General features: G+C 35.6%; 10 protein-coding genes. 7 read left to right on the top strand and 3 right to left on the bottom strand.

Annotation, left to right across the window (positions count from 1 at the left end; all coding sequences use genetic code 11):
* Positions 1-106: 106 nt before the first annotated feature.
* On the bottom strand, positions 107-1,198 hold the full coding sequence (gene ychF / locus A9G28_RS06805) for a redox-regulated ATPase YchF (protein ID WP_065567107.1): 1,092 nt from the start codon (positions 1,196-1,198) through the stop codon (positions 107-109).
* A gap of 209 nt (positions 1,199-1,407) precedes the next feature.
* A complete protein-coding gene (gene rsmI, locus A9G28_RS06800) occupies positions 1,408-2,235 on the bottom strand; it encodes a 16S rRNA (cytidine(1402)-2'-O)-methyltransferase (protein ID WP_065580169.1) in 828 nt (275 codons plus the stop codon).
* Between the two features lie 468 nt (positions 2,236-2,703).
* Here rsmI and nlpD point away from each other — a divergent pair, with 468 nt between their 5' ends.
* From nlpD to A9G28_RS06770, 6 genes are all read left to right on the top strand, one after another.
* Positions 2,704-3,777 carry a murein hydrolase activator NlpD gene (nlpD, locus tag A9G28_RS06795; RefSeq protein WP_176702121.1) on the top strand — a complete coding sequence of 358 codons (1,074 nt, stop codon included), beginning with the start codon at positions 2,704-2,706 and terminating at the stop codon, positions 3,775-3,777.
* 118 nt (positions 3,778-3,895) lie between these two features.
* Positions 3,896-4,648: a 2,3-diphosphoglycerate-dependent phosphoglycerate mutase gene (gene gpmA, locus A9G28_RS06790; protein WP_065567104.1), complete on the top strand. Its 753-nt coding sequence runs from the start codon at positions 3,896-3,898 to the stop codon at positions 4,646-4,648.
* Positions 4,649-4,759: 111 nt separating this feature from the next.
* Positions 4,760-5,338, top strand: coding sequence for a thymidine kinase (locus tag A9G28_RS06785; protein ID WP_065567103.1), 579 nt, complete (start codon positions 4,760-4,762; stop codon positions 5,336-5,338).
* A 181-nt stretch (positions 5,339-5,519) separates the two neighbouring features.
* Positions 5,520-6,728, top strand: a complete 1,209-nt coding sequence (locus tag A9G28_RS06780; protein WP_065580167.1) for an aldose 1-epimerase family protein — start codon at positions 5,520-5,522, stop codon at positions 6,726-6,728.
* Between the two features lie 269 nt (positions 6,729-6,997).
* Positions 6,998-7,591 (top strand): UbiX family flavin prenyltransferase, encoded by a 594-nt coding sequence (locus A9G28_RS06775; RefSeq protein ID WP_065567101.1) that lies wholly within the window; start codon positions 6,998-7,000, stop codon positions 7,589-7,591.
* Positions 7,592-7,612: 21 nt separating this feature from the next.
* Positions 7,613-8,053, top strand: a complete 441-nt coding sequence (locus tag A9G28_RS06770; RefSeq protein ID WP_065567100.1) for a hypothetical protein — start codon at positions 7,613-7,615, stop codon at positions 8,051-8,053.
* Positions 8,054-8,410: 357 nt separating this feature from the next.
* On the opposite strand, the gene A9G28_RS06765 is transcribed toward A9G28_RS06770, so the two are convergent.
* A complete protein-coding gene (locus A9G28_RS06765; protein ID WP_065580166.1) occupies positions 8,411-9,046 on the bottom strand; it encodes a hypothetical protein in 636 nt (211 codons plus the stop codon).
* A gap of 730 nt (positions 9,047-9,776) precedes the next feature.
* Here A9G28_RS06765 and mgtA point away from each other — a divergent pair.
* Entirely contained in the window at positions 9,777-12,485 is a 2,709-nt protein-coding gene (gene mgtA / locus A9G28_RS06760; RefSeq protein ID WP_065567098.1) for a magnesium-translocating P-type ATPase, read from the top strand.
* Positions 12,486-12,591: the final 106 nt, after the last annotated feature.

Raw genomic sequence — 12,591 nt, 5'->3', positions numbered from 1 at the left:
AGGAAATGTATCTGTTTTAGTAAAAATCACTTTTTTATCAAGATTGAATTGATCTTTATGATTGCTAATATAACAACGTCGCCAAAAGGCGACGTCAAATCATTAGCTATACATTAAATAAGAAGTTCATAATATCGCCATCTTGCACGACATAATCTTTACCCTCAGCGCGCATTTTGCCTGCTTCTTTTGCACCTTGTTCACCGCCGTATTTAATAAAATCTTCAAAAGCGATAGTTTGAGCGCGAATAAACCCTTTTTCAAAATCAGTATGAATTTTACCTGCTGCTTGTGGCGCTGTATCGCCAACTGAAATTGTCCATGCTCGAACCTCCTTAACACCTGCTGTAAAGTACGTTTGTAAATTAAGCAAACTATATCCTGCACGAATCACGCGGTTTAGACCAGGTTCTGTTAACCCTAAATCTTGCATAAATTCGTCACGATCAGCATCATCAAGCTCAGCAAGCTCGGCTTCAATTGCGGCACATACAGGTACAACTATGGCCTTTTCTTGTTCAGCAATGGCTTTGACTTTATCTAAATAAGGATTGTTTTCAAAACCATCTTCATTCACATTAGCGATATACATGGTTGGTTTTAGGGTTAAAAAGCTTAGGTATTTAATTGCATCAAGCTCTTCTTTACTTAAATCAAGTTGCAACAATTTTTTACCTTGCTCTAAATGTGGTAAGCATTTTTCAAGGATTTCTAATTCAAATTTGGCCTCTTTATCGCCACCTTTGGCACGTTTTTGTAGGCGCGTTATTGCACGTTCGCAAGCTTCAAGATCGGATAGGGCAAGTTCAGTATTAATAATCTCGATATCTTCAGCCGGATCGATCTTGCCAGCGACGTGAATGATATTATCATTTTCAAAACAACGTACAACATGGCCAATGGCTTCAGTTTCACGAATATTAGCTAAAAATTGATTACCTAAACCTTCACCTTTCGACGCACCTTTAACTAAACCTGCAATATCAACAAATTCCATAGTAGTTGGCAATGTACGTTGTGGTTTTACAATTTTTGCCAGTTCATCTAAACGTGGATCGGGCATCGGCACAACCCCAGTGTTTGGCTCGATAGTACAAAACGGAAAGTTAGCCGCTTCAATGCCAGCTTTAGTTAGTGCGTTAAAAAGCGTTGACTTACCCACATTAGGTAGTCCGACGATACCACATTTAAATCCCATATTGTTTGTTACCTTTTATCATAAATGTCTTAAAAATAAGGGGAGATTATATACTAAATTGTGCTATTTATGCCAATGTTCTTAGCGATAAATCCACGAGGAATTAAACAAATTAACAGTTACTATTTATTGTTTATTACCAAGCTTAGTTTATTACCAAGTTAATATTTGCTGTATACTGGCCATAACCCACCCACTTAGTCATTTAGTTATTGTTCTGTATTCAAACCGATTTGGTAAAGTTGATTCTTTTTAAGTCCATATATTTCAGCGGTAATAGCTGCTGCTTTTTTTAATGGCAGTTCTTTTTGCAATAGTTTAAGAGTACCAATCGCCTTTGGATCAATATCTTCCTCTGATTTTGTATGGCCTTGCACGATTAACACAAATTCACCTTTTTGGCGGGCAGGATCTTCATTTAACCAATTTATCAACTCATTAACCTTAAAACTGACAATAGTTTCCCACGTTTTGGTTAACTCTTTAGCCAAAATAATTGGCTTATCAGCACCCCAAATAGTTTGCATATCATTAAGCGTGTCTAATAAGCGATGAGTCGATTCATAAAAGATGATTGTGCGTGGTTCGTCTAATAAATGGGTAAGGTAATCTTGGCGTGCTTTAGTTTTAGCGGGTAAAAAACCCTCATAAATAAACTTATCTGACGGTAATCCTGAAGCACATAGAGCTGTTATCGCAGCGCAAGCGCCAGGAATTGGTACGACTTTAATGCCATTTTCGTGACATGCTTTAACCAAATGATATCCTGGATCGTTAATTAATGGTGTACCTGCATCAGAAATCAACGCAATGGATAACCCTGATTTGAGTTTCTCGATAAGTATATTGGATTTTTCTTGTTCATTATGATCATGCAAAGCAAACAGCTTCGCTTTAATTCCCAAATGTTGTAAAAGTAAGCCACTATGACGCGTATCTTCAGCCGCAATCAGATCGACGCTTTTAAGTGTATCGATCGCTCTAAGCGTAATATCATCTAAATTTCCGATGGGGGTAGCAACAATATATAAAGTCATTATTTTTAATCACATTAAATTTTTATAGAAAGATGGTAAAGATACTGTACGAACCCTCATTTTATTGTATATACTCATTACTTTCAAAATAAATTCGACTAGTCTGAGTAAATTAGTTAGCGAATATAACTTAAAATAACTTGCTTATGACTAGAATTTGCTTATGGCAACAATTTGCGTGTGCAGTCTTAGTTGATAAAGTGGTTAACCTAAATTAAAAGTGAATAGTATCAGGTTCAATTGATTTGAGTATGCATCGTTATTTTTATGAAAATGATATGCTGACAAGCTAAATATTAGCTAAAATCATAAAGAACTAAATAAAATTATTGATTTACTTAATAAGTAATCAATATAATAGCTTTTTACTATAAAAACGTTAAAATGTGCAAATATCCCCATATGTGCTGAAAATAGTATTTTGCATAAGATAACTAAAAATGAAATTCTAGAATGAAAGGTGTTGCTTTGAAAAAAATACTGACATTAAGTTGCTTAAGTTTGTTAGCGGTTGCTTGTACTCAAACCGAGCAAGCCGAAATTGAAGATATTTCGGGAGCAGGTGGATCATCAACGTCTTCTGTTTACACCAAACCACCTGCGAATATTTCAACGGGTGGTAGAGCCTCTTCTACACCTTCATCAAGACAAACGACAACGTCCAATACAAATACCGCTAACGACACTCATTCTATAAGTGCTAACAGTAATGATACGGTAATTAGCAACGAGCGTATTGTTTATAACCGTAATTATGACGAAATACCTAAAGGTGGATATCAAGGCGATACTTATACTGTAAAACGTGGGGATACATTGTTTTATATTGCGTGGGTAACAGGTAACGATTACCGTTCACTAGCGGCTAAAAATAATATCAAAGAACCCTTTGCCGTTAATGTTGGGCAAGTGTTAGATGTTAGTGGTGGTACTGTTGTCGTAACCCAAAAAACCACTACACATCCAGCAACATCGAATAAAGTTAATAGCAATAATACTACTATCGCAATGGGGCAAGCCAAAACGAGACCAACGATCACTAAAACAACAACGACTTCGATTACTACAACAAATAAAAATCAACAACCAACGACAATCGAAAAAACGGAAACTATCACTGAGCCGTTAGATAGTTCTTCTGACATTATACCAACCCGTACTTCAAAAGTGAATGTGGCTAATATTTCATGGCAATGGCCAGCACGGGGTAAGATTGTTGAAAAATTCTCAAATATAAGTAAAGGTATTGATATATCAAGCTCAGTTGGGGCTAAAGTCATGGCAGCGGCTGATGGGCGTGTTGTGTATTCGGGCAATTCATTACCTGGTTATGGTAATTTAATTATTATTAAGCATAATGATGATTACTTAACAGCGTATGCGCACAACCAATCTATATTAGTAAAAGAACAGCAAGCGGTGCGTGCAGGTGAACAAATTGCTACAATGGGGGCCACGGGCACTTCGTCGGTTAGGTTACACTTTGAAATTCGATATAAAGCGCAATCAGTTGATCCGTTAAAATACTTACCAAAAAAATAAATGTTTTGAATTAAGCGTTCTAATTCAAAACAAATAGGCAGGCATGGTTGTATATACCACTTGCCTATAAACCAAATACACTTAAAATTTAATTATACGTAATAAAGGAGTTATACTCATGGCTGTAAAAAAATTAGTGTTAATTCGACATGGAGAAAGTGTTTGGAACCAAGAGAACCGTTTTTGTGGTTGGACTGACGTTGATTTATCTGATAAAGGCAATAAAGAAGCTGCTGAAGCAGGTAAATTACTAAAAAAAGAAGGTTTCACATTTGATTATGCTTACACTTCAGTATTAAAACGCGCTATTCACACATTATGGCACGTTTTAGACGAAGTTGATCAAGCATGGTTACCCGTTGAAAAAAGTTGGAAATTAAATGAACGCCATTATGGTGCATTACAAGGTTTAAACAAAGCAGAAACCGCAGCAAAATATGGCGATGAGCAAGTAAAATTATGGCGTCGTGGTTTTGCCATTACCCCTCCTGCACTTGAAAAATCAGATGAACGTTTTCCTGGACATGATTCACGCTACAGCAACTTACCTGAAGCAGAATTACCATTAACGGAAAGTTTAGCATTGACTATTAAACGTGTACTTCCTTATTGGGAATCAACAATTGCGCCACGCGTAGCTAAAGGTGAGCGTGTTATTATTGCCGCTCACGGTAATTCACTGCGTGCACTAGTAAAACATTTAGACAACATCAGTGATGATGATATCATTGAGCTTAACATCCCAACTGGGGTGCCGTTAGTGTATGAATTTGATGACAATATGAAAGTCATTAAACACTATTATCTCGGTAATGCTGATGAAATCGCTGCAAAACAAGCGGCTGTTGCAAACCAAGGTAAAGCAAAATAATTATTTCTTAAAGTTAAAAAAGGTAGGTTATTTAACTTACCTTTTTTATTACCTACATCACAGCTTTTATTCATTATTTTTATTCATTGTTTTTATTTTGAGAGCGTTATTTTGTCTAAGATCTATTATATATATGGCGTAATGAATGCCGGAAAATCTACCGAACTACTACAAATTGATCACAACTATTTAAGTAATAATATGCAAACATTACTACTTAAGTCATCGGTTGATACACGTGATTCGGCTGTCGAAATTGTCTCTCGCTTAGGATTACGCAAAAAAGCATTACTGCTTGATGACACAACTGTTGATGCCATCATTGAGCATATCAAACAAAATCAATATGCCTGCATATTGATTGATGAAAGTCAGTTTTTATCGCGCAACACCATCTGGAAGCTCTCTGATGTGTGTGATGAATATAGCGTCCCAATTATGTTCTTTGGTATTAAAACCGATTATATGGGGCATCTGTTTGAAGGATCTAAAACGCTACTTGAAATTGCCGACAATTTTAGAGAGCTTAAAACCGTATGCTGGTGTGGAAAAAAAGCCACCATGATTTTATTAGAAGGGCAAGATGGTCAAATTGTTAAATTTGGCAATTCCATTCATCTGGGTGATAGCGAATACCATTCAGTGTGCCGAAAACACTGGAAGGTTGGGCAAATTAGGCCTAAAAACTGATATTCTAAACATTTCACACTGATTTTAAGTCAATAAATTACGCTTATAGGCTCATTTATTTGATGCTAAAAAAGTGTGAATGACCTCTCATTTTTGCCATTTTCTTTTATTGCTTCTTCGGTTTTTATGTCATATTGACTGAAACGATTCAGTATTAACTTATTAATGATGAGGTCTTACCATGAAAATCAAAATTGTTTCATTAGCAGTGCTACTTAGTTTGGCTAGTTATCATGCCAATGCGAAAGAATTTGTATTGACTGATAATGAAAACGGCCTTGCTAAAGGGAATTGGTCGATTTCAAGTCAAGCTTTAGGTGTAAAAGGTAAAACGTTTACTATTGAAAATACCGTGCTTAAAGGTGGTAAACAAGATGGTACTGAAGTTTTAACTATTTCTAGTGATAACTTCACGATTAAATTAAGCCCAACTCGAGGATTAGGTATTTTGTCGGTTGTTGGTGATGGTGTTCGTATGGGCTGGGATTCGCCAGTAAATGAAATTGTTCACCCCAAATATATCAATTTAGAAAGTCGTGGAGGCATAGGTTGGCTAGATGGTTTTAACGAAATGATGGTGCGCTGTGGTTTTGAGTGGACAGGTCATGCGACGCAAGCTGATGGTATGATGTATACACTCCATGGTCGTGCACAAAACACGCCGGTATCTAAATTAACGGTGGATATTGCTGATAAAGCACCATACACTATTACAGTGAAAGGTTTAATCAAAGAAAATACGTTCAAAAAAAATCACCTAGAAACGTGGGCATCACTTAGCTATGTACCAGGAAGTAGGGAGTTTACCGTGCATGATGTGGTGACTAATAAAAGTGATTATGCACGCGATTACCAAATTATCTACCATAGCAATTTTGGTACGCCAATTCTTGAAGAAGGTGCACAGTTTGTTGCGCCAGTAAAAGAAATCTCACCATTTAACGATTATGCTAAAAATGGTTTAAACACATGGCAAACTTATTTAGGACCAACAAAAGGCTTTGATGAAATGGTATTTAATGTGTATCCTTTCGCTGATAGCAACGGTCAAACTCAAGTAATGGTAACTAACAAAGTTGGCGATAAAGCCGCTGGTATTGCTTATAATATTAAACAGTTGCCTGTCCTTTCGTTGTGGAAAAACACCGACACACTGAAGCAAGGTTATGTCACCGGTTTAGAGCCAGGTACCAGCTTTGCTTATCCTGTAACTATTGAGCGTGAACAAAAACGTGTTCGACAACTTGAGCCAGGACAAAGTGCAGAGTTTACCTTAACTTATAGTTTATTATCGAATAAAGATGATGTAACAAAATATGCAAAAAAAATCGAGGCTATTCAAGGTAACCAACAAACCAAAGTTGTTAAAGAACCCATGGCTAAAGAATAAATCACTAAAAATGGCTGCCAAAATCTTATATTGGTAGCCATCAATAACCGCTTAATAACTTAACCTCCGCTTCTTAATTTATTTATTATCAATGTATCAATAAAGCTAAGAATAACCTGCTGTCTACTTGATTCGCTACGCATATATAGGGTATAGTCACTTCCTTGATAGCTGGCTTTAATATCGCTTGTTATGAGCAGTATAATGTTATAAGTTGACTGTTTAAATTAATGATTTTATCGCAATTGGATATTAATACAGGAATAGACATGACAACGCGTCGAATAATAATTGGCATTAGTGGTGCAACAGGAATTGCTTATGGAATAAAAGCGTTAGAGCTATTAAAACCAATGGACATCGAAACTCATCTTGTTATTTCTAAAGCAGCACAAATAACAAGTGCATACGAAGTTCCTAACATGAATATAAAACAAATTGAAGCACTTGCAGATAAAGTGCATTCCATTAACAATATTGGTGCTGCAATTGCTAGTGGCTCTTATAAAACAATCGGCATGCTAGTTGCTCCTTGCTCAATGCGTTCATTATCGGCGATTGCTAATAGCTTGTCAGATAATTTACTGACTCGTGCTGCTGATGTCGTATTAAAAGAGCGACGTCGGTTAGTCTTAATGATTAGAGAAACACCACTTCATTTGGGGCATATTAAAAATATGGAATTAGTCACATTAATGGGGGGCGTGATATTTCCACCCGTGCCAGCACTTTATCAGCATATTAGTAGTATTGATGACATGATCACCCACAGTGTAGCTAGGGCGCTTGATTTGTTTGGCATGGACGTTCCATCGCTACCTCGTTGGGGTGAAGATCTGCACCTTAACGTTAAACCTGAATAATGTCAATCGAGTCCAGAAAATATGCAAACGGATCCTAGAATTATTAAATTCATCAAAAAGCATCATGTATTATCGCTTCACGTCATCTTGCCAGACAACAAACCATGGGCATGTAATGCCTTTTATGTCTTTGATGAACGTGTAATGTGCTTGTATCTCCTTTCCGAATTAAAAACTGAACATGCTAAAGCCATGTTAACTTGCCCACAAGTTGCAGGCACAATTAGTGTGACACCTAAAACGGTTGCCCAAATTCAAGGCATCCAATTTCAAGCTCAAGCAATACAATTACAAAAAGAACAGGCCAAGCACGCTTATGCACAATATTATCAAGCATTTCCGTTTGCTAGAATAATAAAAGCACCAATTTGGTCATTACAGTTACAACGTGTAAAGATGACCAGTAATTTATTGGGGTTTGGACGAAAAATCTATTGGAACCAAGAAGAAAAAGAGAGTTAGCGTGGTTTTTATATTTCTAAAAAATATCCATTCACCCTATTTTCATTGTTAAAAAACAAAACGTTATAAATAATTAGCAAAAAGAGTGCTTAAAAAACTTCAATAAAATCAATGGCTTTTCTGACTGCTTTTTGTTGTTTTTTAACAAGTTTACTTGGCGCTATGTCATAGGCATTTTTAGTTAATAAGCATCGTTTTTTGTCGAACCGGTATTATTGCTTATTAGCCTTTGTCTTTTTTCGATTATTTACCTTAAATATAAAAAGTGCTAGCAATTGGGTTAATTATTTTATAAAAATAGAAAAAGGGATAGAAATGTTTATCAAGTTGATAATAAAAGTGTTATTAATCATTTAATTAGCGATTTTTATCTTCAATTATTTTCGCCAGCTCATCGTTTGCTCTTTGTAAAAAAGCGTTGTCTTTTAGAATAAAAAGGTAGGTTTTGAATCGTTTTATGGGATCTACAGCAAAAAGAAACAGCGCGGTCACAATGATAAAGACTGTCAAAGTAGCAATAATGATATCAATTACCCAAGGTGAGCTTAGCATAGTAATAATGTTAGCCAGCAGTATAATAAATGCCAACACAAAGGCAATGCCACTAAATAACACTTCTGTAATTAAATATGGTTTAAGTGGTGTAATGTGTTTTTTTTCGATTTTAAAATATTGCGTTAATAAATCTAATTGGGTGAGTTTAATTAGATTATGGGCATCAGCATTAATTAATGAAATAGCAATATTTTCTTTGTTGATACTGCCTGATTTATAAAAGCAGACTTTTTCCCAAATAAGTTTCTTTTTGATGTTATTTAAATAATCCATTTGATATTTTGAGTGAGGTACTTTTTCTAAAATATCGGCATACTTAATGATATTATCAAAATTTTCATTTTTAGTTCGTTTTTTGTAGATAAATGCAACCAAAGACAGAACAAAGATAATTACCAAATTGAACCAGTTAGCATAAAGTAATTCAGAAGGGTTCATTTAACATATTCTCGTTAATTTATCGTAGTGTGATTGTAACTTATATTGGATAAGAGCGGTATCGATTCTATATCATAATGTAAATAAAAAAGCCCATAAGTGTTGTTTTTTAGTAAATGCCGTCCTTTTGCTATTTTATGGGTTGACATCTGTTTGCTAAAGGCGTATAAATTCCCCCGCCTTTTAAGCTTTTCTTTCTTTTTAGCTATTACATAAGTTAAAAATAAGAGTAAAGAAAAGTTGAAATACAAAGTGTAGAGTTCAATTTACAGGAGAAATATGGACACTCAATCGGATCACCCCAAAATGAGGGGCGATAAATTTAAACACATCATTATCGGTTAATGAACCTGTCTGAATCATCATTTTTTCAGTTCACAAACCGAAATTGATAAAACGGTAACGGTGAACGATATGCATTTTTTTACACGCTATCACACAAATTCAAAACATCAATGCGCGCAAGGCTTAATACTGCGTGTTTTACACCTTTCAGAAAAACACTTAGAACCACCGAGTTGTATCTAAATTCTTAATTAATTCTATTGGCTAATTTAATGCTCAGCATTGGCTGTACAAATTAGCAGCACAAGTTAGCTGCAAAAATAGCTTATGGGCTAATTTTGTTATGCACTAAATTTTAGCTTATCAAAAAATTCAATTACTTATCGTTACTTGGTAACAATGAGTTGGCATGCTTTTGCCAAAATTATGAATATAGGTACGTAAGATGACAAAAAATACATCACAACATAAAACACAAAATAGTGTAGATATCAAAGCTATCAATGAAGCTCAAAGTAGCCTCGATAGTATTTTATCTAAATTTCAATCGAGCCTTTCAGGTTTAACGCAAGAAAATGCAAAATCAAGAATTGAAAAATATGGTAAAAATGAAGTCGCACGAGAAAAAGCTCCCTCAATTTTAGTGCAATTATTAATGGCATTTAATAACCCATTTATATTTGTATTATTAGCGTTGGCCTCTGTTAGTTTTGTGACTGATTTCTGGTTGCCTTTGCAAAATGGCGAAGAAACGGATTTAACAGGGATTATTATTATTCTAACAATGGTGTCACTAAGTGGATTATTACGTTTTTGGCAAGAATTTAGATCAAACAAAGCTGCTGAAGCGTTAAAGTCAATGATTCGCACAACAGCGACCGTGTTGCGCCGTGCGCATAAAGATATAAGCCCAGAACGCATTGAAATTCCATTAAGTGAAATTGTTCCCGGTGATATTGTTTATTTATCTGCTGGTGACATGATCCCAGCAGATATTCGATTGATTGAGTCGCGAGATTTATTTGTTAGCCAAGCTGTTTTAACGGGTGAATCAATTCCTGTTGAAAAGTACGATACATTAGGTGCTGTTACGCAAAAAACAACTGATAATATTGAAGCATCCAATATTAGTAAAGATAATTTACTTGATGTAAATAACATCTGTTTTATGGGAACTAATGTCGTAAGTGGCACTGCGACGGCTATTGTCGTTGCGACTGGTGCTGATACACATTTTGGATCATTAGCAAAATCGATTGTAGGATCTCGTGCTGAAACCTCGTTTGATCGAGGGGTTAATAGTGTTAGCTGGTTACTTATTCGATTTATGTTAATTATGGTGCCAATCGTCTTTTTTATTAATGGTTTTTCAAAAAATGATTGGGGTGATGCTGCACTTTTTGCTTTAGCTGTAGCTGTTGGCTTAACGCCTGAAATGTTACCAATGATTGTGAGTGCCAATCTAGCAAAAGGTGCCGTTGGCATGGCAAAGCGCAAAGTGGTTGTTAAACGGTTAAATGCCATTCAAAATTTTGGCGCAATGGATATTTTATGTACCGATAAAACTGGCACTTTAACACAAGATAAAATCATTTTAGAACATCATCTTGATATCAATGGTCAAGTTGATTCATCGGTTTTAGAACTTGCTTGGCTTAACAGCTATTATCAAAGCGGTATGAAAAACTTGATGGACAAAGCGATCATTCGTTTTACTGAAGAAAAGACCAATATGAAAAGGGTTGGGGTCGGTTTATATAAAAAAATTGATGAATTACCGTTTGATTTTGTGCGTCGCCGTTTATCAGTTGTTGTACAAAATGGTGGTGATAACCATTTAATGATTTGTAAAGGCGCAGTTGAAGAAATGTTATCTATAGCCAGTTATGTTTATGAAAATGGTGAATATTTACCATTAGATGATAACCGCAAACAAGCGTTAATTGCCTTAGCTCATGATTATAACAAAGAGGGGTTTAGAGTTTTAGCTGTGGGTGTTAAGGATATTCCCGCTAGCGATACAAAAGCGCAATACACAGTACAAGACGAAACCGCATTAGCAATTCGTGGTTTTTTAACCTTTTTAGATCCACCAAAAGAAAGTGCACTTGAAGCCATTTCGGCATTAAGTGAACATGGTGTGGGAGTTAAGGTTTTAACAGGCGATAACGAAATTATCACCATTAAAGTGTGTCGCGAAGTCGGTTTAGAGCCAGGTGTTCCGTTGCTAGGCACTGAAGTTGAAAAAATGGACGATGCGGAACTGAAAATACAAATCGAGCAACATACTATTTTTGCTAAATTAACGCCATTGCAAAAATCAAGAATTATTCGATTATTGCAAGAAAACGGACATACCGTTGGCTTTTTAGGTGATGGTATTAATGATGCACCAGCATTACGTGATGCGGATGTTGGCATTTCGGTTGATACCGCAACGGATATTGCCAAAGAATCCGCAGATATCATCCTGCTTGAAAAAAGCTTAATGGTATTAGAAGAAGGTGTAATATGTGGACGTGAAACCTTCGGCAATATCATGAAGTATTTAAACATGACAGCGAGCTCGAATTTTGGCAATATTTTTTCAGTATTAGTTGCTAGTGCGTTTTTACCATTTTTACCTATGCTAGCAATACATTTACTAATTCAAAACTTGCTGTATGATATTTCACAACTCTCATTACCATGGGACAAAATGGATGATGAGTTTTTACAAAAACCGCGTAAATGGGATGCGCTAAATATTAAACGTTTTATGATTTGGATTGGACCAACATCATCTATTTTTGATATTACAACCTATGCACTAATGTGGTTTGTTTTTAGTGCTAACAGTGTTGAAGCGCAATCACTATTTCATTCAGGCTGGTTTATTGAAGGGTTGTTGTCACAAACTTTGGTTGTGCACATGCTGAGAACACAAAAAATTCCATTTGTGCAAAGCACAGCTGCATTTCCTGTGATTGTGATGACATTGCTAATTATGGCTGTGGGTATTTATATCCCGTTTTCTCCATTGGGTGGATTAATTGGGTTACAGCCATTACCGTGGTCATACTTTCCATGGCTTTTAGCAACCTTGTTTAGCTATTGCTGTGTTGCACAATTGATGAAACGTATTTATATCAAACGTTTTGGTCAGTGGTTCTAATTGTTAGAAACAGCTAGGCGATGTTAACATCGCTTAGCGATTTTAAAACTCATATAATAAAATCGTATTAAAAACTACTTTATTAGCCCTATAATTATAATTAAAA

Origin of the sequence: Gilliamella sp. Fer1-1 (assembly GCF_001690825.1) — a bacterium.
Classification (GTDB): domain Bacteria; phylum Pseudomonadota; class Gammaproteobacteria; order Enterobacterales; family Orbaceae; genus Gilliamella; species Gilliamella apicola_C.
The sequence above is the reverse complement of the archived record's forward strand: the minus strand, read 5'-3'. Positions and strand labels throughout refer to the sequence as shown.